Source organism: Bradyrhizobium sp. R2.2-H (assembly GCF_004346455.1).
GTDB lineage: Bacteria > Pseudomonadota > Alphaproteobacteria > Rhizobiales > Xanthobacteraceae > Bradyrhizobium > Bradyrhizobium diversitatis.
The window spans coordinates 392,076-417,743 of sequence record NZ_SMBR01000007.1; the positions used below are offsets into that span (position 1 = coordinate 392,076).

Annotated in this window: 24 protein-coding genes, 2 tRNA genes and 2 pseudogenes; 18 read left to right on the forward strand and 10 right to left on the reverse strand. The window is 65.3% G+C overall.

Annotated features, from left to right (window positions below; translation table 11 throughout):
* The first annotated feature begins 53 nt into the window (after window positions 1-53).
* From EDE08_RS20620 to EDE08_RS20635, 4 genes are all read left to right on the forward strand, one after another.
* Entirely contained in the window at window positions 54-1,307 is a 1,254-nt protein-coding gene (locus EDE08_RS20620; RefSeq protein ID WP_131870651.1) for a COG4223 family protein, read from the forward strand.
* A gap of 36 nt (window positions 1,308-1,343) precedes the next feature.
* Entirely contained in the window at window positions 1,344-3,155 is a 1,812-nt protein-coding gene (locus EDE08_RS20625; protein ID WP_131870652.1) for a heme biosynthesis protein HemY, read from the forward strand.
* Between the two features lie 99 nt (window positions 3,156-3,254).
* Window positions 3,255-3,330, forward strand: a tRNA-Thr gene (locus tag EDE08_RS20630).
* A gap of 150 nt (window positions 3,331-3,480) precedes the next feature.
* Window positions 3,481-3,873 carry a hypothetical protein gene (locus EDE08_RS20635; RefSeq protein ID WP_131870653.1) on the forward strand — a complete coding sequence of 131 codons (393 nt, stop codon included), beginning with the start codon at window positions 3,481-3,483 and terminating at the stop codon, window positions 3,871-3,873.
* A gap of 166 nt (window positions 3,874-4,039) precedes the next feature.
* Here EDE08_RS20635 and EDE08_RS20640 read toward each other — a convergent pair whose 3' ends face one another.
* Window positions 4,040-5,083 (reverse strand): polysaccharide deacetylase family protein, encoded by a 1,044-nt coding sequence (locus EDE08_RS20640; RefSeq protein WP_131870654.1) that lies wholly within the window; start codon window positions 5,081-5,083, stop codon window positions 4,040-4,042.
* A 252-nt stretch (window positions 5,084-5,335) separates the two neighbouring features.
* On the opposite strand from EDE08_RS20640, the gene EDE08_RS20645 reads away from it, so the two are divergent.
* Window positions 5,336-5,644, forward strand: coding sequence for a hypothetical protein (locus EDE08_RS20645; protein ID WP_131870655.1), 309 nt, complete (start codon window positions 5,336-5,338; stop codon window positions 5,642-5,644).
* A gap of 163 nt (window positions 5,645-5,807) precedes the next feature.
* Window positions 5,808-6,023: a hypothetical protein gene (locus EDE08_RS20650; RefSeq protein WP_061880099.1), complete on the forward strand. Its 216-nt coding sequence runs from the start codon at window positions 5,808-5,810 to the stop codon at window positions 6,021-6,023.
* A gap of 109 nt (window positions 6,024-6,132) precedes the next feature.
* On the opposite strand, the gene EDE08_RS20660 is transcribed toward EDE08_RS20650, so the two are convergent.
* Window positions 6,133-7,821, reverse strand: a complete 1,689-nt coding sequence (locus EDE08_RS20660; RefSeq protein WP_131870656.1) for an MFS transporter — start codon at window positions 7,819-7,821, stop codon at window positions 6,133-6,135.
* A gap of 135 nt (window positions 7,822-7,956) precedes the next feature.
* Here EDE08_RS20660 and EDE08_RS20665 point away from each other — a divergent pair, with 135 nt between their 5' ends.
* From EDE08_RS20665 to EDE08_RS20695, 7 genes are all read left to right on the forward strand, one after another.
* Window positions 7,957-9,330 carry a hydrolase gene (locus tag EDE08_RS20665; protein WP_131870657.1) on the forward strand — a complete coding sequence of 458 codons (1,374 nt, stop codon included), beginning with the start codon at window positions 7,957-7,959 and terminating at the stop codon, window positions 9,328-9,330.
* Window positions 9,331-9,364: 34 nt separating this feature from the next.
* On the forward strand, window positions 9,365-10,735 hold the full coding sequence (locus EDE08_RS20670) for a cytochrome P450 (protein WP_131870658.1): 1,371 nt from the start codon (window positions 9,365-9,367) through the stop codon (window positions 10,733-10,735).
* Window positions 10,736-10,785: 50 nt separating this feature from the next.
* Window positions 10,786-12,195: an adenylate/guanylate cyclase domain-containing protein gene (locus EDE08_RS20675; protein ID WP_131870659.1), complete on the forward strand. Its 1,410-nt coding sequence runs from the start codon at window positions 10,786-10,788 to the stop codon at window positions 12,193-12,195.
* Window positions 12,196-12,375: 180 nt separating this feature from the next.
* The gene (locus EDE08_RS20680) at window positions 12,376-12,861 is read left to right on the forward strand and encodes a tellurite resistance TerB family protein (RefSeq protein WP_131870660.1); all 486 of its coding nucleotides are present in this window, start codon (window positions 12,376-12,378) and stop codon (window positions 12,859-12,861) included.
* Window positions 12,862-13,083: 222 nt separating this feature from the next.
* Entirely contained in the window at window positions 13,084-13,863 is a 780-nt protein-coding gene (locus tag EDE08_RS20685; RefSeq protein ID WP_131870661.1) for an SDR family NAD(P)-dependent oxidoreductase, read from the forward strand.
* A gap of 129 nt (window positions 13,864-13,992) precedes the next feature.
* Window positions 13,993-14,787 (forward strand): glutamine amidotransferase, encoded by a 795-nt coding sequence (locus tag EDE08_RS20690; protein ID WP_131870662.1) that lies wholly within the window; start codon window positions 13,993-13,995, stop codon window positions 14,785-14,787.
* 98 nt (window positions 14,788-14,885) lie between these two features.
* Window positions 14,886-15,698, forward strand: a complete 813-nt coding sequence (locus EDE08_RS20695) for an enoyl-CoA hydratase (RefSeq protein WP_131870663.1) — start codon at window positions 14,886-14,888, stop codon at window positions 15,696-15,698.
* A 130-nt stretch (window positions 15,699-15,828) separates the two neighbouring features.
* Here EDE08_RS20695 and EDE08_RS20700 read toward each other — a convergent pair.
* Window positions 15,829-15,904, reverse strand: a tRNA-Ala gene (locus EDE08_RS20700).
* A 204-nt stretch (window positions 15,905-16,108) separates the two neighbouring features.
* Here EDE08_RS20700 and EDE08_RS20705 point away from each other — a divergent pair.
* From EDE08_RS20705 to folD, 3 genes are read left to right on the forward strand one after another with little or no spacing between them, the layout of a single operon-like run.
* On the forward strand, window positions 16,109-16,399 hold the full coding sequence (locus EDE08_RS20705) for a YggT family protein (RefSeq protein ID WP_028177047.1): 291 nt from the start codon (window positions 16,109-16,111) through the stop codon (window positions 16,397-16,399).
* A 16-nt stretch (window positions 16,400-16,415) separates the two neighbouring features.
* Window positions 16,416-16,760, forward strand: a complete 345-nt coding sequence (locus EDE08_RS20710) for a DUF167 domain-containing protein (RefSeq protein WP_131870664.1) — start codon at window positions 16,416-16,418, stop codon at window positions 16,758-16,760.
* 10 nt (window positions 16,761-16,770) lie between these two features.
* Complete coding sequence (folD, locus tag EDE08_RS20715) at window positions 16,771-17,655, forward strand: bifunctional methylenetetrahydrofolate dehydrogenase/methenyltetrahydrofolate cyclohydrolase FolD (protein ID WP_131870665.1); 885 nt, start codon at window positions 16,771-16,773, stop codon at window positions 17,653-17,655.
* Window positions 17,656-17,827: 172 nt separating this feature from the next.
* Here the strand turns inward: folD and ppa are convergent, their stop codons facing one another.
* Window positions 17,828-18,364: an inorganic diphosphatase gene (gene ppa, locus EDE08_RS20720; RefSeq protein ID WP_131870666.1), complete on the reverse strand. Its 537-nt coding sequence runs from the start codon at window positions 18,362-18,364 to the stop codon at window positions 17,828-17,830.
* A 179-nt stretch (window positions 18,365-18,543) separates the two neighbouring features.
* Window positions 18,544-19,053: a GNAT family N-acetyltransferase gene (locus tag EDE08_RS20725; RefSeq protein WP_024338772.1), complete on the reverse strand. Its 510-nt coding sequence runs from the start codon at window positions 19,051-19,053 to the stop codon at window positions 18,544-18,546.
* 267 nt (window positions 19,054-19,320) lie between these two features.
* On the opposite strand from EDE08_RS20725, the gene EDE08_RS20730 reads away from it, so the two are divergent.
* Window positions 19,321-20,220, forward strand: a complete 900-nt coding sequence (locus EDE08_RS20730) for an alpha/beta hydrolase family protein (protein WP_131870693.1) — start codon at window positions 19,321-19,323, stop codon at window positions 20,218-20,220.
* Entirely contained in the window at window positions 20,220-20,627 is a 408-nt protein-coding gene (locus EDE08_RS20735; RefSeq protein WP_131870667.1) for a thiol-disulfide oxidoreductase DCC family protein, read from the forward strand. Before EDE08_RS20730 ends, EDE08_RS20735 begins: the two co-directional genes overlap by 1 nt.
* A gap of 22 nt (window positions 20,628-20,649) precedes the next feature.
* Here the strand turns inward: EDE08_RS20735 and EDE08_RS20740 are convergent, their stop codons facing one another.
* The 5 genes and pseudogenes from EDE08_RS20740 to EDE08_RS20760 all read right to left on the reverse strand — a co-directional run.
* Complete coding sequence (locus EDE08_RS20740) at window positions 20,650-21,894, reverse strand: flavin monoamine oxidase family protein (protein ID WP_131870668.1); 1,245 nt, start codon at window positions 21,892-21,894, stop codon at window positions 20,650-20,652.
* 101 nt (window positions 21,895-21,995) lie between these two features.
* Window positions 21,996-23,822, reverse strand: a complete 1,827-nt coding sequence (gene typA, locus EDE08_RS20745; RefSeq protein WP_061880115.1) for a translational GTPase TypA — start codon at window positions 23,820-23,822, stop codon at window positions 21,996-21,998.
* 256 nt (window positions 23,823-24,078) lie between these two features.
* A complete protein-coding gene (locus EDE08_RS20750; protein ID WP_131870669.1) occupies window positions 24,079-24,342 on the reverse strand; it encodes a hypothetical protein in 264 nt (87 codons plus the stop codon).
* Window positions 24,339-24,863, reverse strand: a pseudogene (locus tag EDE08_RS20755) (radical SAM protein); the annotation flags it as partial. The gene EDE08_RS20750 and the pseudogene EDE08_RS20755, both read right to left, overlap by 4 nt.
* Window positions 24,851-25,345, reverse strand: a pseudogene (locus EDE08_RS20760) (prolipoprotein diacylglyceryl transferase family protein); the annotation flags it as partial. The pseudogenes EDE08_RS20755 and EDE08_RS20760, both read right to left, overlap by 13 nt.
* Window positions 25,346-25,668 lie beyond the last annotated feature (323 nt).

The window sequence follows — 25,668 nt, forward strand, 5'->3', positions numbered from 1 at the left end:
AATCCGACGCAATCTAGTTCACCCGGGTATTGGAAGTGTGAGGAACCGTCACGATGGCCGACGACAAGCCTGAAGACGCTGGATTGGCGCCCGAGACGGGTCGTACCAAGCGCACCCCGCCCACCATCGATCTTGATGCGACGGAAGTCTCGACCCAGCCGCAGCAGGTCGCGGGCGAGCCCGAGGCGTCCGAGCATGTCGCGCAGGAGCAGGCCAGGTTCGAAGAGCCCGGATCCGAGGAGGTCAAGGCCGAGCCTCAGTCCGAGCCTGCAAAGGAGCAGGTTTCCGTCGCGGCCGCACCCGTGTCGGCGCCGATTTCCCCCTGGGTCATCGCACCGTTTTCCGGCGCTGTCGCGGCTGCGGTCGTGATCGCGGTCGGCTGGATGCTGGGCTGGCCCGCGGTGCAGGCGCCGCCTGCCGCGCCTGAGGTCACCCGTGCGACGATCGATGCGCTGAGCGCACGCGTTGCTGCGGTCGAAGCCAAGGCCGGCAAGCCCGCAGCCGATCCGGCAGCGGCGGCGCGGATCGACGCACTGGAGAAATCCGCGAGCAGCCTGCGCAGCGACATGGCCAATCTGCGTGCGCAGTCCGACAAGACTGCGAACGCGCTGAACGACGTGAAGGTTGCCTCCCCTTCTGCAGCGCCTGATCTTGCCGCCGTCATCGACCGCATCGCCCAGCTCGAGCGCGCCGGCAAGACGGAGCGCGCCGAACTCGCGCAGCAAAGCGAGAAGATCGCCGCCGCCATGACGTCGGACGACAAGCCGCTGCGCAACGTGGTGGCGGCGGCCCTGCTCGACGTCGCCGTTCGCCACGGCGATCCCTATCAATCGCAATTGGCCGCGGCCCGGTCGCTGGCCGCCAAGCCCGACATGCTGAAGCCGCTCGACGCGTTTGCCTCGTCCGGCATCCCGACGTCGGTCGCATTGAGCCGCGAGCTCCTCAACATCGTGCCGAAGCTGTCGCCGCCGGCGGAAGCTCCGGCGAGCGACGCCGGCATTATCGAGCGTCTCCAGGCCGGCGCGTCAAAACTCGTCCGCATCGAGCGTACCGACGGGGTCGGCAACGATCGTGGCGCCATCGTTGCGCGGATGACGTCGGCTGCGCTTCGCAACGATTTCGCGGAAGCGCGGCGCGAGCTCAAGGCTCTGCCTGAGGCCGATCGTGCTCCGGCGCAGGCCTGGCTCGACAAAGCCGATGCCCGCGACGCCGCGCTCGCCGCGTCCCGCAAATTCGCCGACGATGCCATGGCGGATCTCGCCAAATCGGATCCTGCCAAGTCTGGTCCTGACAAGCCTCTTCAGTAAAAGTTCGCGCAACAATCGGCGCGTATAGGGATCGCCATGCTTCGCATCGTCCTCTTTCTTGTCCTGATCGCACTGGCGGCGGCCGGCGCGGCCTGGGTTGCCGATCAGCCCGGCGATCTCGTGCTGACCGCGGCTGGTTTCCGCATCTCGACGACGCTTCCCAGGTTCGTTCTCTTGCTAGGCCTGTTTGCCGTGGCCGTCGTCCTGGTCTGGAGCATCCTGACCACGATCTGGCGCACACCGGGGCGTCTGCGCCGCCGTCGCCACGAAAAGCGCCAGGCCCGTGGCCGCCACGCCATCACCCACGGCCTGCTCGCGATCGGTCATGGCGATTCCGCGCTGGCCCGCCGTCACGCCGACGCGGCGCGGCGGCACGCGCCGAACGATCCGCTCGCGCTGCTGCTGCACGCGCAGTCGGCCCAGCTCGAAGGCAATCGCGACGAGGCGCAGCGCGTCTTCCGCGTCATGGCCGAGCGCGAGGACACGCGGCTGCTCGGCCTGCGCGGCCTGTTCATCGAGGCGCAGCGCGCCGACGATGCGGTCGGCGCGGTGATGATCGCGGAGGAAGCGATCAAACTGTCGCCGTCCTCGACCTGGGCTTCGCATGCGGTGCTCGGCTTCCGTTGCGCGCGCGGCGACTGGAGCGGCGCACTCGCGATCCTCGACTCGAATCTGCGCGCGGGGCAGATCGACAGGCAGACCTATCGCCGGCAGCGCGGCGTCCTGCTCACCGCGCGCGCACTGGAATTGCAAACGATGGACCGCGACGTCGCGCGCGAGAGCGCGATGGAGGCGGTCAAGCTCGCACCGACCCTGGTGCCGGCGGCGGTGCTCGCGGCAAAATTCGAGAGCGAGGCGCATCAGGTGCGCCGCGCCATGAAGCTGGTGGAGGCCGCCTGGCTCGCCAATCCGCATCCCGATCTCGCGGACGCCTATGCGCATGTGAAGCTCGGCGATACCGCATGGCACCGCTTGCAGCGGGTGGAGACTCTCGCCGCCAAGACGCCCGTCGACAGGACCGGTCATGTCGAAGGGCAGCTCGCGATCGCACGCGCTGCGATCGACGCCTCGGAATTTGCCCGCGCGCGCGAGGTGCTCGCGCCTTATCTCAAGGATCCGACCCAGCGCGTCGCGCTGCTGATGGCCGAGATCGAGCGCACCGAGCATGGCGACGGCGGCCGCGCCCGCGCCTGGACCCTGCGCGCGGTGCGCGCCCGCCTCGATCCCGCCTGGACCGCGGACGGCTATGTCAGCGACAGCTGGCGTCCGGTCTCCCCGGTCACCGGCCGCCTCGATGCGTTCCAGTGGCAGACACCGGTCGCGAGCCTGCCCTCGGACAGGGGCCCCACGCTCGAATCCTCGGCCTTCGAGGAGGCCATGCTGGCCGCTCCGCCGCCGAAGCGGGTGGCCGCCGCTCCCAGCGAGGCTCCGGTGGAACCGCCGGTAACGGCCCCGGTGTCAGCGCCGGCTGCCCAGGACAATCTACCCCCTCAGGCCAAGGACGCCGCGAAGGAAGCTGCCAAGGAAGTGGCCAAGGACACTGGGGAGCAACCTCCGAAGGCCGACGAGCCGGCCGTGACACCCGCCGAGCCGGCGAATCCGGCTCCGGCGCCCGCCGAATCATCGCCGCCGGCTGCAACGCCGGTGTTCCGGACCCGGGCCGATCTCGGCAAGCCGGCATCGGCGCCGGTCCAGGCCGTCATCCCGATCGTCCGTGCGCCGGATGATCCGGGAATCGATGACGACGGCCCAAGCGATGAATTTACGGAACAAATCGGCACGCCCAAGGCCCACGCAAAGGCCCAGGCCGGCGGCTGGCGCGGATTCTGGTCCCGCTGGGGCGCGTGAAGCGCATTTCAGACCCGGCTTGTCCTTGCCAATTCGGGCCATGCCCGATATCAGGAGCGCGCGTATCGGGGCCGGCATCGCCCAGGTCCCGGCAGGGTCGCCGCAATAGCTCAGTCGGTAGAGCACGTCATTCGTAATGACGGGGTCGGGGGTTCGAATCCCTCTTGCGGCACCACCACCTCGACTTTCCGAGACGGCATTCATCTGGTTCCTGAAGCGCGGCCCTTGGTCAGCGCATTAGCCTCGTTCGGCTGGGTGATCGCGATCACATAATCTCAGGCAAGACGCCCTTACATCCCCCGTCGCGAACACGGGGAGACTTCACATGCGCAAGATCATTCTGGTTGCCGCCATGCTCGCGGCTTCTGCCTCCGCCCAGGCAGGCGGCTCCCGCGGTCTGTCCTTGGCCTCTGCGGACGAACAGAGCTCCGCGCCGCGAACCACGACCTCGTCAACGACCAGCGTGACGACGCGGGTAAGCGAAGCCGCGCCGGCCACCGAGGCTCCGAAATATTCCGATCGTCCGCCGGCGGTGTCGCTCTCCGCGCCGCCCGCTAGGACCGCCCCGGCGGTGACTACACCCGCGACCTCTGCGCCGGTCACGACGACCAAGCCCGCCACCAAGAGCGCGGCAAGGGCAGACAAGCCGAAGAACCAGCGCAGCTGGACTGAGCGCCGCATCATCAGCGAACTGCATCGTCACGGCATCTATTGGTAGGTCGCAGACCTGTACCTCAATCTCGCCGTCATGCCCGGGCTTGACCCGGCCATCCACGTCTTCGCCGCTGATCCAAGAACGTGGATGGCCGGGCCTTCGCCGCGCCGAAGCGGCTTCGGCCGCGCGCGGCCATGACGCAAGAGTTTTGGATTGGACTGATCGCGCTTTACTGCGACACCGTCTGCACCACGCTCGAGATCGGGCGCGCATTCGTGCCGGCGGTCGGCACCTTCATGTCCTTCATCAGCGCCTCGTCATATTCCGGCAGCGTCTGGAGCGTCGCCTTGGCCTTCATCTGCACGACCTTGTAGCCGCCGGCCTTGAGCCGCGCGAGCAGCGCCGGCATGGCTTCGCCGGTGTGCTTCTGGAAATCGTGCATCAGGATGATGCCCTTGCCGAGCTTGTCGAGCCTCGTCATCACGGTCTCGACGATCTTCTCCGGCGTCGCACCCTTCCTGAAGTCGAAGGAGTCGATGTCGGTCGAGAACATCGCGACGTTGCGGGTGCCGAAATAGCTCACCATCGCCGGGTTGTGCTGGAGCTGCGGGAAGCGGAAGAACGGTGCCGGGTTGGTGCCGAGCGCGAACCGCACTGCGCTAAAACCCTTCTCGACCTCGTCCTTGACCTGTTGCTCCGTCATCTTCTTGCTGTTGAGGTTGACGTGCGACCAAGTGTGCGTGCCGACCGTGTGGCCCTGGGCCAACACCTGCTTCAGGATTTCCGGATGGTAGGTCGCGTGCTTGCCGACCGAGAAGAACAGGCCCTTGGTGCATTCGTCCGCAAGCGCCTTCAGCACCGCGGGCGTGTTGACCGGCCACGGTCCGTCGTCGAAGGTCAGCACGACCTCCTTGTCGGTCAGGAAGTCGAACTGCTTGAAGTGCTCGAAGCCGAAGCCGGGACCACCCGTGGTGTCGATCTCGACGACGCGGGACACGCCCAGCGCGTTCGGATTGGCGCAGGTCTGCTTCGGCTGCATCGGCACGGCCGGGGTGGGCGCGGCTGCCGTGGGCTTGGCCGCGATCGCCGCGGTGGTCTCGACGTCATCCTTGGCGGCGAGCTTCGCCTGTGCCGGCAGTTGATCGGCGGCACGAGCGGCAACTGTCTTAGGAGCGCCCTGGTCGGCGCGCGCGGAATAATAGAACCAACCGCCGGCGGCGATCACGACCGCCGCAACTACACTGGCCAGCATCAGGCCCAACGCATTACGCATCGCTGCTCTTTCCAATTACGCAACCAAACCAGCGGAATTTTCCGCGCGACCAGCCATTAATGCGAAGCAACAGTTAACGTGACACCAACACGACGGCGGCCGTGGAGGAATTTCAACGGGGTACGCCAAAGTGACCGGGATCACAGATATGGGTCTCCCGTGAGCGTCATCACAGTGGAAACGGTTTTGCCGGAGCATCGTGGATCCCATCAACAACCGGCCCGCTTAGCGCGGAGCCAATGGGAGCTTTGAATGACCAGGTCTCTGAACGCCAAGTCGTTTACCGGCAAGATCCGCGCCACCAGCCTGGCTCTGGGCCTTGCCGCCATCGTCTCGATCGCTTCGACGAGCGCGAGCTTCGCCTTCTCGGCCGAGGCGCAGCAGATGTGCACCGGCGATGCCTTCCGCCTCTGCTCGGCGGAGATCCCCAACATCCCGAAGATCACGGCGTGCATGATCAAGCATCGCTCGGATCTGAGCGCCGGCTGCCGCGCGGTGATGGACAAGAACCTCGCAAAGGGCGCCTCGCGCAAGGTCGCTGACGCCCAGGACAAGCAGTGAGCGCGACGCCGTCGATTGCGCCGGCAGCTCCCCTCGCCATGTCCCCCGGCCCCGGGCCAAGGCTACGCGGCGGCGCTGGTCGCCGGACAATAAACCCGTTGCGGCTTTGGGATCGCCGCACTAGCTTCGCCCGCATATTCTTCCGGGTAAGAGGCATTTCGCGATGGCCAGATTTCTTTTCATCATTCCTTTGCTCCTGTGCGCATCGAGCGCCTCCGCGCAACAGCAGCCCGGCCATGATGCCTGCGCGCGCGACGTCACGCGCTTCTGCCGCCCCGTGATGAACAATGGCGACGGCGCCGTGCTGGCCTGCCTGAAGCAGAACCGCACCAAGCTGAGCAAGGCTTGCGACAAGGTGCTGACCCAGCATGGGCAGTGACGTCATTCCGGGGCGCGCCGTCAGGCGCGAGCCCGGAATCCATCGGGCGGCCAACTCCTGAGAGAAATGGATTCCGGGCTCGCGCTTCGCGCGCCCCGGAATGACAACGTCATGTGCTGCTGCCCGCAGCGGTCGCAACCACCGGCAGCACCTCGCTGTTCGCGCGGTCCGGCGTGTCGTCCTTCCAGCGCACCGAACCGAACGGGCGCTCCAGCATGCGGCGGATCCGCACCGGATCGGGACCGATGTGGAAATCGATCGCCTGCTGGTGCAGCGCGCGCTCGGACTGGGTCGAGCGGTTGCGCTGACGCAAGTAGTCGAACCAGGTCGGGCAGTGATAGCGCTCGGTCCACAATTCAGGGTCTGCGATGTCGCGCGCGATCGACCAGCCATAGGCGCCGTTTCGCTGGCGCGAGAGCTGCACGTCCTGCATCACGTTGTGGAACGCGCGCGCGTTCTCCTGGGCGACGCGATATTCGATCTCGACCACGAGCGGCCCGCTGCGGCCCGTCAGCGACAGTTTCACCTCGGGATCGGCCAGCATGTCCGCATCCTCGTTGCGGGCGCCGACGCGCGGCATCGTGAGCCAGATGCCGAGCAGCGGCGAGATCAGCATCAGGCCGGCCGCCGTCAGCAGCGCCATCTCGACGCCGGCATAGTCGGTGAGATGGCCCCAGCCCCAGGCGCCGATCGCGATGCCGCCGGCGATCGCGGCCTGGAACGCCGCGAGCGAGCGGCCGGCGACCCAGCGCGGCGCCGAGAGCTGCACGCCGATGTTGAACAGCGCGATCGCCGCCATCCAGACCGCGCCGCCGAGCACCAGCGCGGCCGCCGTCAACACCGGCTCCGTGCTCAGTGCGAGGGCTGCCATGGCGAAGGCCATCGTGATGGTGCAGGCCCGGATCGCGGCCTCGCCGCTCATGCGCTTGCGCAATTCGTGGATGTTGAGCGCGCCGATCACCGCGCCCATGCCGAAGGCACCCAGCATGATGCCGTAGGTCTGCGCGCCACCATGCAGCAGGTCGCGCGCGACCAGCGGCATCAGCGCCATCACGGCGCCGCCGATCAGGCCCATCACCAGCGTGCGCAACAGCACGATCTTGATCGGCGGCGAATTGGTGATGTAGCGGAAGCCCGAGACCATGGCGCGGTTGAGCTTCTCGCGCGGCAGGCGCGAGGGTTCGGTGCTGCGGCGCCAGAGCAGCAGCACCACCAGCAGCGGTAGATAGAGGATGGCGTTGCAGGCGAACGCGGCCACCGCGCCGAGCGCAGCGACGATGACGCCGCCGACCGCGGGGCCGAAGCTGCGCGCGATGTTGTAGCTGATGCCGTTCAGCGCCACCGCGGACGCCAATGACTCGGGCGGCACCTGTTCGCTGACCGAGGACTGCCAGGCCGGGCCGAACAGCGCGTTGCCGCTGCCGACGATGAAGCAGAAGGCGAGCAGCAATTCGGGCGTGATCAGGTTAAGGCCAGCCAGCACGGTGAGCGTGCTCGCGCCGACCAGCGCGATCGACAGCGAAATTACGCTGACGATGCGGCGGTCATACATGTCGGCGATGGCGCCGGCGGGCATCGAGATCAACATGATCGGCAGCATCAGCGCGGTCTGCACCAGCGCCACCTTGTCGGCCGAGGCGGCCATCTGCGTCATCGCCCAGGCCGCGCCTACGCCCTGGATCAGGAGGCCGAGATTGGAGAGCAGGCTGGCGAGCCAGATGCGCCGGAACAATGTGTACCGCAGGGGAGCGGTGATGCCGTCGCCGGCAAATGTCCGGCGGTTCGTCTGCTCAGTCATATCCCCTTCCATATCGGGTGTCAGAATTAGCTTCAGCGATTCCGATCGGATCACTGATGCCTGCGAAAGTCCTTCGCTGTCCAGTGGTTGGGCAGGTATAAGCGGTGCAAAGGCATGGTTTTGCAGGAGGAACCGATGAGGCTGTCGCGACGGACGATCCTGCTGGGAGCCGGCAGCCTGCCCTTCGCGGTTGCGAGCATGCGGGCCGGCGCGATCGCCCAGACCGCACCTGGCGTGCCGCCGAGGACCGAGGTGCCGCCGATCCTGTTCGTTCACGGCAATGGCGATTACGACGCGCTCTGGATGACGACCTTGTGGCGGATGGAATCAAACGGCATCGCGCGCGAGCGCATGATGGCGATCAATTTCACCGACCCGCTCGCGCGCAGCGACGACAAGGTCGAGCAGGCGAACCGCTCCTCGACCGAGGACCAGCGCCGCGAGCTCGCCGCTGCCATCACTGAGCTGAAGCGCCGGACCGGTGCGGCGCGGGTGGCCCTGGTCGGCAGCTCGCGCGGGGGCTATGCGATCCGCAACGTCATCAGGAGCGGCGGTGCGGGCGATGTCAGTCACGCCGTGCTGTGCGGCACGCCCAATCACGGCGTGTTCGCGACCGACGACCAGCCCAACAACGAGTTCAACGGCCGCGGCGTCTTCCTGCGCGGCCTGAACGAGGGCGAGAGCGAGGTGACGCCGGGCGTCGCGTTCCTCACCCTGCGCAGCGACGGAATGGACAAATATGCGCAAGCCGATGGCCGCTTCATCGGCAAGCCTGGCACACCGACCGGCGTGACCGCCGAAGGGCCGGAGCTGAAGGGCGCCACCAACCTCGTGCTCGGCGCGCTCGACCATCGCGAGGTGGCGTTCCATCCGCGTGCGTTCCGCGAGATCTACAAGTTCATCGCCGGTCGTGAGCCCGGGCGCATCGCAATCGTGCCGGAAGCCAGCGTCAGCTTGAGCGGCCTCGTTTCTGGAACGCCAGGCGGCGTGCCGACCAACCGGCCGGTCGCGGGCGCAACTGTCGATATCTTCCGCGTCGATCCTGACACCGGTGAGCGCAAGGGTGGTGCGGTGCACAGCTCGAAGACCGGTGCCGACGGACGCTGGGGGCCGGCGCAGGTCGATCCCGCCTGGCCGCTCGAATTCGTCCTGACCTCGCCCGGTGCGCCCACGACGCACATCTACCGCTCGCCATTCCCACGCTCGTCCGACGTGGTCCATCTGCGGCCTGCGCGCTCGCTCGGGCCGGCGGACAAGGACGCCGGGGCGGTCGCGATCATGTCGCGGCCGCGCGGTTATTTCGGCCTGCCGCGGGACGTGGTGCTGTTCGACGGCAAGGAGCCGGCCGACGTCAAGCCGGGCGTGCCCACGGATGCGGCAGCAACCCTGCGGCTTCCGGCCAGCGATATCGGGCGTAACATCGTGGCCCAATTCGGCGAAGAACGGATCGTGGCGCGCGCCTGGCCTGCCGCCGAGAACAGGATTGCGATCGCCGAGCTGACTTATTAGCTGTTTGGCTGCGTCACATCTGCGGGAGAGAGCCATGAACTTCGCCAGCGTGCGTCGGCCCATCATCCCTCCGGCTCCTCCGCGTGCGCCCGACGACATGTCGTTCTTCGGCCGTCTCGCGGTGGTCCGGCAGAACATGATCGCGACCTGGGGGCAGCGCGCCTATGAGGAAGAGGTCATCCCGGGCCGCTTCTTCTTCCGCAACAGTTTCATCCTGAACCAGCCGGATGCGATCCGGCACGTTCTGCTCAGCAATTACGAGAACTACACGCGCACGCCGGCCGGCATCCGCATGCTGCGCCCCGTGCTCGGCGACGGCCTCCTGATCGCGGAAGGCCATTCCTGGACGTTTCAGCGCCGCACCCTCGCGCCGGCCTTCACGCCGCGCGCCACGGCGAATCTCGTTCCGCACATGACGGCGGTGCTCGACGAGACCATCGCGAAACTGGATGCCCGCATGGGCGAGGACATCGATTTGCGCGAGGTCATGCAGCGCATGACGCTCGAGATCGCCGGGAGCACCATGTTCTCGTTCGGCATGGACCGGCACGGCGCGACCCTGCGCAACTTCATCATGGAATATGCCGCGCGGCTGGGGCGTCCCTATTTCCTCGACATGGTGCTGCCGGTGTCCTGGCCCAGTCCAATGGATTTTGCCCGCGCCCGCTTCCGCAAGCGCTGGACCGAGTTCGTCGCCATGCTGATCGCCGAACGGCGCGCGATGGGCAAGAAGGACGGCGCGCCGCCGCGCGACCTGTTCGATCTCATGGACGAGGCGCGCGATCCCGAAACCGGCAAGGGCTTCTCGGACGAGCAGCTCGTGGACGAGGTCGCGACCATGATCCTCGCCGGTCACGAGACCACGGCGACGGCGCTGTTCTGGGCGCTCTATCTGCTCGCGCTCGATCCCGATACGCAGGAGGAGGTGGCGTCCGAGACCCGCGGCGAACATCCCGACAGCATGGCCGATATCGATCGCCAGAAATTCACCCGCGCCGTGATCGAGGAGACCATGCGGCTCTATCCGCCCGCCTTCCTGGTCGCGCGAGCCGCGCGCGAGAAGGACAATGCGGCGGGCGTCGAGATCGGCAAGGGCGACATCATCATGATTGCGCCCTGGCTGCTGCACCGGCACGAGAAGCTGTGGGACCAGCCGAACGCGTTCGTTCCAAAGCGCTTCATGTCGCAGGAGGCGCCGGACCGTTTTGCCTACCTGCCGTTCGGCGCAGGTCCGCGCGTCTGCATCGGCGCGCCGTTTGCCCAGGCCGAATCCGTGCTGGCCCTGGCCCGGCTGATCGGCGCATTCCGTGTCGAGCTCGCCGATACTGCGAATCCCGTGATCCCGCTCGGCGTCGTCACGACCCAGCCGGACCACTCACCCATGTTCCGCATCACGCGTCGGTGACAGGCGCTCGTCTGGCCGATGGCGTGATCCACCCTAGATAGAGTTCCGCCATGAGCGACATCCAGGCCCAGTTTTCTGTTCTGAAGCAGACCGCCGACCCCGTTGTCGTGGAGGCCATAGCGCAACTGATCGCCAACGGTCATGACCGCGACCTCAACCGGATCAATGCGCTGGATTTTGCCAATCGTACCGGGCTCGACCAGGAGAAGGTCATTTCCGGATTCCTGCACGCCTCGCGGCTTGGCCTGTTCGACATGAGCTGGAACGTGCTGTGTCCCGGTTGCGGCGGCGTGCTGGGCGCGCACGCCACGTTGAAGTCGCTGAAGCACGACGACTACAATTGCGCGCTCTGCGCCGCCGGATATGAGGCCTCCGTCGATGAGATGGTCGAGGTGGCCTTCACCGTCAGTCCGCGGGTCCGCCGCATCGGTGCTCATGATCCCGAGACGTTGCCGATCTGGGAGTATGTGCGGCAGATGTTCTGGAGCTCGGGCGTCGACATCAACGAGGAATCCTTTTCCCGCCTGATCAACGAAGTGACGCTCGAAGCACTCGAATTGCCCGCCGGCGAGAAGGCGATCCTGTCGCTAAACCTGCCCAGCCAGTTCATCATCGTGTTCGAGCCGGTCACCCATTCCGCCCATTTCCTCGACGTTCAGGGCGAGCCGACGAGCGAGCGTCAGCAGCTTTCGATCATGTTCAACAAGCTGGAGGCGCCGACGGGGACCACCGTGATGCGCCCCGGACCGTTGCGTCTCACGCTCGAGAACCAGTCGGACAATCGCGTGTTGCCTTCGGTCTGGATTGCCGCCGACGCGCTGCATGAGATGATCGGCAAGCGCAAGCCGATCCTGACCGCGAAGCGCATGCTGTCCAACCAGACGTTCCGCGACGTCTTCAAGGCCGACAATCTAAATGTCGACCAGCGACTGAAGATCACGTCCCTGACATTCCTGTTCACCGACCTGAAGGGCTCGACGGCGCTGTATGAGCGGGTCGGCGACCTCAATGCCTTCGATCTCGTGCGGGCGCACTTTCGCGCACTGCTGGAGATCATCGCCGCCGAGAAGGGGGCGGTCGTGAAGACGATCGGCGATGCCGTGATGGCGACCTTCGTCAGGCCCGAGCACGCCATCATCGCAGGACTGCACATGCGCGCGGCGATGGAGGAATTGAACAAGCAGCGCGGCGCCAACGACCTCATTCTCAAGATCGGTATCCACGAAGGCCCCTGCCTTGCGGTCATGCTCAACGAGCGGCAGGATTATTTCGGCCAGACCGTCAACATCGCGGCCCGCGTGCAGAGCCTGTCGACCGCGCAGGAGATTCACATCACCGGTCCGGTAGCGGATGCGCCGGCGGTGGCCGAACTCCTCCAGCGGCGCGAGATCAAGCCGATCCAGAAGCAGGCCGCGCTCCGTGGCATCGCCGACAAGATGGTGGTGTACGAGATCCCGTGAGGCATCATTCGTCATTCCGGGTTCGATGCTGGCGCATCGCCCCGGAATGACGGTGGACAGATTGCCGAAACGTAATGCAGCGTGCGGAACTGACGCCGTTGCGCAGGTTTAGATTCCCGCTCATATAATGCAGGTCACGGCCGCGCTCCTCGCGGCCGTCATTGATCTCGGTAGGACCTTATGCTCGACGGCTTACGTCAATTCATCGCCGATATTGTCGGTTCTGAAGCCTCGGACCGCGCATTCGGCGACAGCGATTATCGGCTGGCGGCCACTGCACTGCTGGTCCATGTGGTCTCGCTGGACGGCGAGCCGAGTGAGGCCGAGCAGCGTAAGCTGCACAGCCTGATAGAAAGCCATTTCGGGCTCGATCGCGGCACTGCGGATCGTCTGATCGCGGACGCCACCCAGGTCGAGGGCGACGCGGTGGACCTTTATCACTTCACCAGCGTCATCATGCGCTCACTCGACGAAGAGGGCCGCAAGCGCATCGTCCGGATGATGTGGGAGCTGGTCTATGCCGACGGCCAGGTCAGTGAGTTCGAAGACAATGTCGTCTGGCGAGCTTCCGACCTGCTCGGGATTTCCCAGCGCGACCGGATCGAGCTGAAGCACGCGGTCGCGGAGCGTGCCGGTGGTCAGCTCAAGGACAGCGCCGTCGGCTGACGGCACTGGACTTGGCGGATCGCGGCCCGCGGGGGCACATGACGAAAGTTTAATATGCTCGCCGCCTGGGCCGAATAGGCCTGCAAATCAACGGTTTCTCTGCATTGCCGGTCGTTCTGCTCAAGCGGCCATGCTGCCAGTGCCGCTTGCCTGTTGCGCACGGCCTATGCTCTCGTTCCGCCGTTGTGGGGCCAAAATAGTTGAATTCAAGAGACTTCGATCGTGGCTGAGCGGGTGACGTTGATTACTGGTGCTTCGGCGGGCATCGGGATGGAGCTGGCGCGTGTGTTTGCCGCCAATGGACATCGCCTCGCATTGACCGCGAGACGGGCGGATCGGCTCGAAGCGCTCGCGAGCGAACTCGCTGCCAAGGGCGGCAAGAAGCCGATCGTGATCGCCTGCGATCTCGAGAAAGCGGATGCCGGCGAGACGATCGCGGCAGCCCTTGCAGCCGAAGGCGTCGAGCTCGACCATCTCGTCAACAATGCCGGCTTCGGTGTGTTCGGCGATGCCATCGAGCGCGATCGCATCGAGCAGATCGGCATCGTCGATGTCAATGTCCGGGCCCTGACGGATCTGTCGCTGCGCTTTGCGGACCAGCTCATCAGGAACAAGGGCGGTCTTCTCAATGTCGGGTCGGTCGCCGGTTTCCTGCCAGGTCCCGGCATGGCCGTGTACTACGCGTCCAAGGCCTATGTGATTTCCTTGACGGAAGCATTGCGGGCGGAGCTGGCGCCGCGCGGCGTCCGCGTCACCGTGCTTTGTCCGGGTCCGGTGCCGACCGAATTCCAGGCGCGCGCCGGTGTTGGATCGCAACATGATACGGCTGTTCTGAACGTCTCTGCCGCCGAAGTTGCGCGGGAGGCGTATCGTGGCCTGATGGCTAACAAACGGGCAGTGCTGCCTGGTCTGGGTATCAAGTTCGTGCCGTTCGCGCTGCGTTTCTTCCCGCGCGGCTTCATCCTGGCGGCCACCAGCCGGTTCCAGAGGCAGAGGCACTAGAGAGATCCTGGAGTCCCCGTAGTGGCCCGGAGCTTGCTTCAGGATTGGGGCGTGTGTGCCCGAACTCACACGATGTTAACCATCGCTTAGCTATGCTGGCGGTCTGAACCGATAGCACTCGCAGAGGCCATGTCGTTCCGGACGGACAGGTTTGGTGGCGCAGAGGTGGTGCCCTTCCCGCGGAGGGCGCCGAGCGCCGCCGCCTCTGAAACCCGGCGGCCGGTTCTTATTGTCCTGCATCAGGAATGCTCGACACCGGGGCGCGTCGGCAATGCGCTGCGCGCGCTCGGCCATCGCCTCGATATTCGCCGTCCCCGCTTCGGCGATCCCCTGCCCGAGACGCTCGATCGGCATGCCGGTGCCGTGATCTTCGGCGGCCCGATGAGTGCCAACGATCCCGATGACTACATCCGCCGCGAGATCGACTGGATCGAAATTCCGCTCCGCGAGCAGCGGCCGTTCCTCGGCATCTGCTTGGGTGCGCAGATGCTGGCGATGCAACTCGGGGCGCGCGTCGCGCCGCATGCGCAGGCGCTGACGCAGATCGGGTATTACCCGATCAGGCCGACCGCCGCAGGCCATGCGCTCTGCCCGCACTGGCCGGCGCAGGTCTATCACTGGCATCGCGAGGGATTTGAGCTGCCTGTCGGCACCGAGCTGCTCGCCGAAGGCGACGATTTTCCGGTGCAGGCGTTCCGGGCCGGCAATGCATTCGGCGTGCAGTTTCACCCCGACGTGACCTACGCGATGATGCATCGCTGGACCACGCGCGGCTATGACGGCTTCAGCGCGCCCGGTGCGCGGCAACGGCATCATCATTTCGCGGATCGCGCCGTCTACGATGTCGCGGAGCGCGCCTGGCTCGATCACTTCATCAACGGCTGGCTCGAACGCCGGCCGATGCTGGCGCAAGCCGCCGAGTGATCGCGTCCTCGCGCAAGTCCTTGTCTCTCTCCTGGATATGCTAGGTTCGCTGCCAACGAGCGCGCGCGAAATTGCGCCGGCAAACAAGGGAGAGCGTCATGGCCTACGAGCACATTCTTTATGAAGTGAGCGACAAGATCGCGACCATCACGCTCAATCGTCCGGACCGCATGAATGCGTGGACGCCGATCATGGAGCGCGACGTGCGTCACGCGATGGAAGCGTCGAGCGGCGATGACGATGTTCGCGTCATTATCCTCACCGGCGCGGGCCGCGCCTTCTGCGCCGGCGCCGACATGGATGCGCTCAAGGGATTGGATCCCGACGACGTCAGACGCGCCACGAATCTGCCGCCGTTCGACATGAATCGCCGGCCGGATTGGCAGACGCGCTACGGCTATTACCCCTCGATCAAGAAGCCTGTGATCGCCATGCTCAATGGCGCCACGGCCGGTATCGGACTGGTGCACGCACTCTATTGCGATCTGCGCTTTGCTGCCGACAACACCGTGTTCACGACCGCCTTCGCGCGGCGTGGCCTGATCGCCGAGCACGGCATCAGCTGGATGCTGCCGCGGATCGTCGGCCACGCCAATGCGCTGGATCTGCTACTCTCGGCGCGGCGCGTGTCGAGCGAGGAAGCCTTGCGGATCGGGCTGGTCAACCGGCTCTGCTCGCCGGAGAAGCTGCGCGAGGAGACCTATGCCTATGCGCGCGATCTCGCCGAATTCGTCTCGCCGAGCGCGATGGCGGTGATCAAGCGGCAGCTCTACGAGGTGCCGTTCCAGACGCTTGCCGAGGCGACGATCGAGGCCAACCGGGAGATGATGGTGGCGCTGGCCGGGAGTGATTTCAGGGAAGGCGTGGCGAGCTTCATGGAGAAACGGCCGCCGAGGTTTACGGGGCGGTAGGGGATCTATCAGCTACGGCCCGTCTTCGCCCTTCAGGCTCCATCGTGGCTGCGCCACGCGTAGCCCGAGGTCTTGGCAATTTCCAAGGTTGAATTGGTTGAGACAGTCCGTCTTCGCCCTTCGGGCTTCGTGGTGGAGCCAGGCGGGATCGAACCGCCGACCTCGTCATTGCGAACGACGCGCTCTCCCAGCTGAGCTATGGCCCCTTTGCTGGCCGCTCTGGTGAATGCGGCCGACAACCGGGCGCCATTTAAGTCCCCGCCAAGGTCAAGTCAAGGACGGGCGTAACCCGGTTTTAGCCATTCCGGTGCCCGAACTTCCCTTGTTTGGGCCTGACGGAACCGATATCTAGCAAAAGGCGTCAATCCCGACCGAGCCAGAGTTTTCAAAAGCCAGAGGCCTCATAAGCCATGCGTGCCGTTCTCGACATCGTCATCATCGTGCTCGACCTCTACGTCTGGCTGCTGATCGCCTCCGCGATCCTGTCCTGGCTGATTGCCTTCAACGTGGTGAACACCCGCAACCAGTTCGTGTCGGCGGTGGCGGAGTTCCTGTACCGGATCACCGAGCCTCTGCTGGCGCCGATTCGCAATTTCCTGCCCAGCCTCGGCGGTCTCGACATCTCGCCGATCATCCTGATCCTGATCATCATGTTCGTCGAGCGGGTGATCCTGTACTACATCTACCCGAACGTGATTTGAGCAGGCTGGAGCGCCTTTGGTTGCCAAGGAAGCTCATAAAGAACCCTGGCGCTACTCGGCCACAGGAATCAACATCGCGCTGCGGGTGACGCCGCGCGGCGGCCGCGACGACATCGACGGGATCGAGCAACTCTCGGATGGGCGTACGGTGCTCAAGATGAGGGTGCGCGCCATTGCCGATGGCGGCGAGGCCAACAAGGCGGTTCTGGTGCTGCTGGCGAAATCGCTCGGCGTTCCCAAGGCCAGTGTAAAGCTGCTATCCGGAGCCACCTCGCGGCTGAAGCAGATCGCGATCGATGGCGATCCGGCACGGCTCGGAGAGGCCCTGCGCCAGCTTGTGTCGGCCAAATCGAACGACTGAGGGAACTGACATGACGGCCAAGATCATCGATGGAAAATTGATCGCCGCGGAGCTTCGGGCGCGCGTCGGCGACGAGGTTACCCGCGTCAAGCGCGAGCACAATCTGGTGCCGGGCCTGGCGGTGGTCCTGGTCGGCAACGACCCCGCCAGTGAGGTCTATGTACGCTCAAAACACACCCAGACCCAGGCCGCCGGCATGGCCTCGTTCGAGCACAAGCTGCCGGCCGACGTCTCGCAGGCAGATCTGCTGGCGCTGGTCGCAAAGCTCAACCGCGATCCGGCCGTGCACGGCATTCTCGTGCAATTGCCGCTGCCGAAGGGGCTGAACACCGAAGCCGTCATCAACGCCATCGACCCTGCCAAGGACGTCGATGGGCTGCATCCGAACAACGCCGGCCGGCTCGCCGGCGGTTTCGAGGCGCTGTCGCCCTGCACGCCGCTCGGCTGCATCATCCTGACGAAGAGCGTGCACGCCTCGCTCGAGGGCATGAACGCCATCGTCATCGGCCGCTCCAACCTGGTCGGCCGCCCGCTGGTGCAGCTGCTGTTGAATGAAAACGCCACGGTCACGATCGCGCATTCGCGTTCGCGCGATCTGCCGGGTCTCGTAAGGCGCGCCGACCTCGTCTATGCCGCCGTCGGCAAGCCGGAGATGGTGCGCGGCGACTGGCTGAAGCCGGGCGCGACCGTGATCGACGTCGGCATCAACCGCATCCCGAAAGATGACGGCAAGAACCGTCTCGTCGGCGACGTCGCCTATCAGGAGGCGCTTGGCGTTGCCGGCGCGATCACCCCGGTACCGGGCGGCGTCGGCCAGATGACGGTGGCGTGCCTGCTGGTGAACACGCTGCGGGCCGCTTGCGCGATCGCCGGACTGCCGAAACCGGCGGTGTAGGCTTTCTTCACCTCGCCCCGCTTGCGGGGAGAGGTCGGATTGCGAAGCAATCCGGGTGAGGGGACTCTCCACGAGTCCAACTGTCACCGTCTTTGCGGAAGCAGCCCCTCACCCCAACCCTCTCCCCGTAAGAACGGGGCGAGCGAGCACAACATCGCCTGGGAGCGAAAGCCTACGCCTTCTTTTTCTTCTCGCGCTCGATGCCTTCGAGGATCAGCTTGTGCGCTTCCTCTGCGTCGCCCCAGCGCAGGATCTTCACCCATTTGCCCTTCTCGAGATCCTTGTAGTGCTCGAAGAAGTGCTGGATCTGCTGCAGCGTGATGTCCGGCAAGTCGGAATAGCTCTTCACCTTGTCATAGCGCTGCGTGAGCTTGGACGACGGCACCGCCAGGATCTTCTCGTCGCCGCCGGCTTCGTCTTCCATGAACAGCACGCCGACCGGACGCACGCTCATGACGGCGCCGGGAATGATGGCGCGGGTGTTGATGATCAGGACGTCGCAGGGATCGCCGTCATCCGACAGCGTGTGCGGGATGAAGCCGTAGTTACCGGGGTAACGCATCGGCGTGTAGAGGAAGCGGTCGACCACCAGCGTGCCGGCCTCCTTGTCCATCTCGTACTTGATCGGTTCGCCGCCCACGGGGACCTCGATGATGACATTGACGTCGTGTGGTACGTTTTTCCCGATCGAGACCGCATCGATACGCATTCAAGGCTCCGTTGTTGCCGAGGTGAGATCGCGCCCGGCAGCGATTTTGGCGCTGTCATACGCGGGCTTGGCCCGCTGATCCATCGCGTTCTTGTGAAATAATGAATCCGGCGATCACCGGCGCGAGCGGGCTGCGGTATCGACGGATGGGAACGCTGCCCGGCTGGGGTTTCAGCAGCTCAATTGGTCCAAGCGAAGGCAACCTTGTCGAGCGCCTTCGGCCCGAACCGCTCCGACGAGCGCGCCACCATGCGGCCGCCCAGGGCGCGGTAGAACTCCGTCGCCGGATCGTTGTCCGAGAGGGCCCACACCACCATGCTCTTCAGCCCGCTCTGCATGAGGTCGCGGCGGGCGGCGGCAAACAGGCGGCGGCCGAAGCCGAGACCCTGGAATTCCGGTCGCAGGTAAAGCTCGTAGATCTCGCCGTCGAAATGCAGGCTGCGGGCGCGGTTGCGGCCGTAATTGGCATAGCCCGCGATCTTGTCACCGAACACGAGCACGCTGACGCGGCTGCCCTTGCGGATCGCACTGTCCCACCATTGCGGACCGCGGCGGTTGATCAGCTTTTCCAGCTCGGCGCCGGGAATGATGCCCTGATAGGCCGAGCGCCAAGCTTCGTCATGAGTGGACGCCACCGCAGTTGCATCTGCAGCTTTGGCCGGCCGGACCTCGATCAGGGTTGTGCTCATGGACACGATCAAACCAAGTCACCGCGCCGGCGGCAAGACCTATCGTTAATTATCGGTTAACCTGTGGACTTTCTGCATCAGTATTTCGACCATGTTGTACCGAAAGAGGACAAGCCGCTGCCTCGAACCGCAACCGCGTGCCGCGCGTCGGTGCAAAACCACGTCTCGGCGGCGAGGGGACGGCAATGGCACCGCAGAAAGTCGGCCGAAATTGATTCGTTCCTACTAATCTGGCCGTCGCTGTTCGTGTTCGAACTCGGCCAATTCATGCGGCTCCTCAACACCATCGCGCTCCTGCCTCTGCTGGCTTTGCTGACTGCGTCGCCTCTGTGCGCCGAGGTCACGTTTGGCTCCTCGGGAGGGGAGGGCGAACCGTTTCGCCGGCAAGCGTGGCGGGTGCCCGCGCCGGATACCGACCTTGCCGCGCATGCTCTCCTGTTTCGTCCCCCGGGCCCGGGTCCGTTCCGACTCGCGGTGATCGCGCACGCCTCGACGCAGAACGCGCTGCGTCGTGCGCAAATGCCGCAGCCGGAATACCGGCCGCTTGCCGCCTATCTCGTCGCGCGTGGTTTTGCCGTGCTGGTGCCGGAGCGGCCCGGCCATGGTGCGACGGGCGGCCGTTATGTCGAGGATCAGGGCGGATGTGACGAGGCCGACTATGTGCGCTCGGGCCGCGCAACGGCCGACGCGATTTCGCTCGCGCTGGGCTTCTTGCGAAAGCAGGATTTCATCCGCAAGGATGCCGCGATCGTGATCGGCCATTCCGCCGGCGGATGGGGTGCGCTGGCGCTCGCCAATGCCGATCCGAACGTGATCTCCGCGATCACGGTGTTTGCACCGGGACGCGGCGGCCATGCCAATGATGAGCCGAACCGAATCTGCGCGCCGCACGCGCTTCTCGCCGCCGCGGCGGAGTTCGGCAAGGCGGCGCGCATTCCCGTCACGTGGATCGTTGCCGCCAATGACAGCTATTTCGCGCCCGCATTTTCGCAGAAGCTCGCAGATGCATTTCGCGGAAGTGGCGGCAACGCCGACCTGCGCTTCCTGCCTGCCGTCGGCGGCGAGGGCCACTGGATGATCGAGACCGAAGCCGGCGTCAAAGCCGCAGGCAGTGCGCTCGAACGCACGCTGAACCCGCCCAAGCCTGTGGCGACCAAGAAGCCATGATGAGCAAGTGGCCCGACGATGACGTGATCCTGTTCGACGGCGTCTGCATCTTCTGTTCGCGCTGGGTCCGCTTCGTCGCCAGGCGCGATACGGGGAAACGATTCCGGTTCACGCCGATCCAGTCGGATTATGGGGCTCGGCTTGCGCGCACGTTCGGCATCGATCCGGATGATCCGGACACGAACGCGGTCGTCCATGGCGGCGAGGCGTTCATGAAGTCGGATGCGGCGCTGACCGTGCTGTCGCAGCTGCCTGGATGGAGCTGGGTGCGCGTATTGCTTGCCGTGCCAAAACCGCTGCGGGACCCGATCTACAGTCTCATCGCGCGCAATCGCTATCGCCTCTTCGGCAAGTACGATGCCTGCTTCGTGCCAGACGCTGATTTACGGGCGCGGGTAATCGAATAGCTCGCAATGACGGCGTGTGCGGTTACGGCCCGCCCAAAGCCGCCAGCACTTCCTTCGCCGCCTGCTCGCCGCTGTCCCGTGCGCCATGCGCCGTCGTGAAGAAAGTCGGCGATGTCGCCTCTCCCGCGAAGAACAGCCGGGCATCCACCGGTGCGGCCAGCACAGCGCGATCCCCCGCGTGACCCGGCAGCGCATGCGAATAGGAGCCTCTCGCGAACGGATCGCGCGCCCAGCGGGATTCGCAGAGCGGCTTCAGCTTGCGCCTAATCTCGTTGCCGAGGAAGCCGGCGATCTCGTCGATGCTCTGCGCGGCGATGGCGCCGTCGCCGGCCTCTTCCAGCTCGCGCGCAAAGCTGCCGCCGAAGAAGCCCTCGATGCAGGGCTGGCCGAACGGGCGGATGTGGTAGGTGCCCATGTCGGTCCGCATGGTGGCGCCACGCAGATTGGCCTCCTTCGGAAAGGCTTTGGCGTCGTCGAGCGCCAGCGTCACCTTGTCGTCGACGCCCAGCGGCAGGCCGGCTGCTGCGTTCACCTTTGCGGGGAGCGGCGGCGAGAAGCGGATCGCCTCCTCGGCGATCAGATTGGTCGGAACGGTGACGATCGCCTTGGCCGCGGTCAGCGTGCCCCGCGACGTCTCGATGCGGATGCGCTTGTCGGAATGGTCGATCAGCGTGACGTTGCAGTTCAGCGCCACCGGGCAGGGTGCCCCATACGCTGCAACCAGCGCGCCATAGCCGCGACGAACGCGCCAATTGGCGTCGGTGTCCTCATAGGCGTCCCAGTCCAGCGTGGACATGTCCTTGAGTTCGCAGCCGTTGATGTAGGTCGAGATCGCGTCGATCATGGGATTCCAGCGATTGCCCGGCTCCAGGCTCAGGCTCGCGGGTTCGTCCCTGCCCTTTTGCGCGGCTTCCCACAGGCGCTCGTAGAACGCGTCCATCGCGCGCATGAAGTCGTCGCGCTCGGCCTGCGGAAAGGCATTGCCGAAGGCGCGCTCGCGCCAGGGCGGCAGGTCCTTGTTGAGCTCGAAACCGAGCTGTCGCGCGATCGGAACGTAGGAATTCTTGTCCGCGGAGTGAAGCCAGCCGCAGCCGACGTCGAACGTCACCTCGGGCGAGGCCTGCACGGTCCAGGCCCGGCCGCCGAGCCGGTCACGGGCCTCCAGCACGATCACGGAGAGGCCGGAGCCCGCCAGCGCATGCGCCGCGCCAAGGCCGGCGGCGCCGGCACCGATGATCGCGACGTCGACGGAGGAGGGGAGGGACATGACATAGCGAATAGTGAGTGGCGAATGGCGAATAGAGTACCGGAACTACAGCCTGTAGCCAAACGGCCCTATTCGCTACTCCCCAATCCCCATTCGCCCGCTTACGCCACCGCTTCCTTGGCCTTTTCGGCGCGCTTGCGCTCGTTCGGGTCGAGGTGCTTCTTGCGCAGGCGGATCGACTTCGGGGTCACCTCGACCAGCTCATCGTCCTCGATATAGGCGAGCGCCTTCTCCAGCGTCATGCGGATCGGCGGCGTCAGGCGCACCGCTTCGTCCTTCGAGGTCGTGCGGATGTTGGTGAGCTGCTTGCCCTTCAGCACGTTGATCTCGAGATCGTTGTCGCGGGTGTGCTCGCCGACGATCATGCCCTTGTAGACCTTCCAGCCCGGCTCGATCATCATCGGGCCGCGGTCTTCCAGCTTGAACATGGCGTAAGCCACCGCCTCGCCTTGGTCGTTGGAGATCAGGACGCCGTTGCGGCGGCCCTGGATTTCGCCCTTGTAGGGGGCGTAACCGTGGAACAGGCGGTTCATGATCGCGGTGCCGCGGGTGTCGGTGAGCAGCTCGCCCTGGTAGCCGATCAGGCCGCGGGTCGGCGCGTAGAACACCAGGCGCTGACGATTGCCGCCCGAGGGCTTCATCTCGATCAGCTCGGATTTGCGCTCGCTCATCTTCTGCACGACGACGCCGGAATGCTCCTCGTCGACGTCGATCACGACCTCCTCGATCGGCTCCATGGTGGCGCCGGTCGCTTCGTCCTTCTGGTAGACGACGCGCGGACGCGACACCGAGAGCTCGAAGCCTTCGCGGCGCATGGTCTCGATCAGGATCGCGAGCTGCAATTCGCCGCGGCCCGAGACTTCCATCGCGTCCTTGTCGGCGGCTTCGACCACACGCAGCGCGACGTTGCCCTCGGCTTCGCGCAACAGACGGTCACGGATCATGCGGCTCGTCACCTTGTCGCCTTCGGTGCCGGCAAGCGGGGAGTTGTTGACGATGAACGACATCGACACGGTCGGCGGATCGATCGGCTGCGCCGGCAGCGGCACTTCGACGGTCGGATCGCAGAAGGTGTCGGCGACGGTGCCCTTGGTGAGGCCCGCGATGGCGACGATGTCGCCGGCTTCGGCTTCATCGAGCGGGGTGCGCTCGAGGCCGCGGAATGCCAGGATCTTGGTGATGCGCCCGGACTCGACCAGCTTGCCCTCGGCGTTCAGCACCTTGACCTGCTGGTTCGGCTTGAGCACGCCGGACGAGATGCGACCGGTGATGATGCGGCCGAGATAGGGATTGGCTTCGAGGATGGTGCCGATCATCCGGAAAGGACCTTCCTCGACCTTCGGCGGCGCGACGTGGCGCAGGATCAGGTCGAACAGCGGCTCCATGCCCTTGTCCTTCGGACCCTCCGGGCTATCGGCCATCCAGCCCTGCTTCGCCGATCCGTAGAGGATCGGGAAGTCGAGCTGCTCCTCGCTGGCATCGAGCGCCGCGAACAGGTCGAACACCTCGTTGATGACCTCGGTCGGCCGCGCATCGGGACGATCGACCTTGTTGATGACGACGATCGGCTTCAGGCCGACCTTGAGCGCCTTGGAGACCACGAACTTGGTCTGCGGCAGCGGGCCTTCGGCGGCGTCGACCAGCACCAGGGCGCCGTCCACCATGTTGAGGATGCGCTCGACCTCGCCGCCGAAATCGGCGTGGCCGGGGGTATCGACGATGTTGATGCGGGTGTCCTTCCACTGCACCGAAGCGGCCTTGGCCAGAATGGTGATGCCGCGCTCGCGCTCCAGGTCGTTGGAGTCCATGGCGCGATCCGTCACCTTCTGGTTTTCGCGGAACGTGCCGGATTGCTGGAGGAGCTTGTCGACCAGGGTCGTCTTGCCGTGGTCGACGTGGGCGATGATGGCGACGTTACGAAGGTTCATGAGTGAGCTTCTTTGCGGTCGAACAATGGGTTAAGCGCGATCTCGCCGGTCGGACCGGGACCTCTTCTCGAAACAACGCTGGAAGACTGGAAACGGGGCGCTTTCCGCCCAAAAAGGAAGCCCGGCCATATCAGACCGGGCGCCCTGCGCGTTGCGGCGCAATATATGCAAAAACGGCCAAAAAACAATGTGTTCTTTGGCCGTTGGTTGACTGAATTTTGTCCGGGAATCTCCGGGGCTTAGCGGAGGACGGGGGCTAACCGCGCCGTCCCTTGATGGCCGCCCAGATCAGGGCGACCCCGCCGATGCCCACGACCAGGCCCAGGAACACCAATGGCGCGATGTCGGAGGCGATCTTGCCATCCTCGAACATCGAGATCCCACCGAACAGCAGCGCACAGACACCCGGCAGCAGCAGGATGATCCCGAAGATCGCCATGAGCGCGGTCAGGCAGCCGCTGCGTTTTTGCGTCGGCGGCGGCGGAACGGGAGGCGCGGGCGGCGGTGTGTCGCTGCTCATGCCTGCAAGACTCCGTCGGCCGCCTGAGCGGCCAACCCGGCGCGGATGCCGTCGATCTGTCCGTTCCGATAGAACAAATTGTAGGTGTCGCACGGAATGATCGCGCCCTGCTCCGTCACGAAATGGATGCAGCTGCGCTTGACGTTGCCGACGCAGAAATTGAATCGGTCGAGGAATTGCACGATGGTGACGCGGAAAACATTCTCGTAAGTGAGGCCCTGCGGCACCTCGACGCTCGGCAGGCAGCACAAGAGTTCGCAGACGCGCTCGGAAGTGTTGAGCGGGCCCGACGACAGTGAGAACAGATCGACGAATTTCTCCCGCAGCATCGGGTACTTTTCCGGGCTGATGGTGTTGGGCATCACCGCCACCAGCTGCTCCTGCTGTAACAGCGAGGTCAGCGGCAGCACCTTCTCGCCGTTGCGCAGGCCGTAGCCGATCGAGATGCTCTCGGGGTTGCAGGGCAGCGGGATCATGTCCTTGTCGCCGAACACGCCGGTCTCGATCACGCGCTTGCGAAGACAATCGCGAATACGGCCATGGCTGCGCTCTCGTAGAGCTGGACCGGATGGCGAAGGACGCCGTCGCCGAAATCATGGCCGAAAGGCAGCGCCGTCGGCGTGCCGTAGGTGAAGTCGTCGAGGCCCGCGAAGTAGCATCCGAGGCGGCCGATCGCGATGCCGAGCGCCAGTGGCAGCGCAAACCGCGCTCCGGTTCGTGCCGCGATTCCTGCGGACCATTTGTACAGCTCGATCGCCACGATGCCGCCGGCCAGCGCGCCCTCGACCGAGCGCGCGATGCCGCTCTGACCCGACAGCCACAGATTGGCAGAGCCGAACAGATAGGCGCCAATTCCGGCGCCGAACACCAGCGCGGCGATATAGGGCAGCTCGAAGGACTGCGCCGGAAACTGCAGGCCCTGTCGCGCCAGCCAATAGACGGCGGCAGCCGCCGCCAGCCACGCCGCGATATCGAACAGAGTGTGAAGGAAAGCCCCGCGCATGCGGGGGATATTATAGCATGGCAGATGTTGAGAAGCGCGCGGCACATATTTGTGCCCTCTCCCCTTGTGGGAGAGGGCAGCTCCGCTATTTGCCACACGCTCATTTCGGTGAGGGGTGTCTCTCCGCGAACTCAACAACCGTGGGACTCGCGGAGAGAACCCCTCATCCGGCGCCATAGCCGAAGCTCCGCTTCGGCGTTCTGAAGAACGGCGGCCAAAGCCCGCCTATGTCCAGCGGATGGATGGGTAACAAACCAGACCGGATGGATAGGTAACAGTCGTTCATGGTTCGGTCCGCTGCGGCGCTGCGCTAGCGCAGCGCC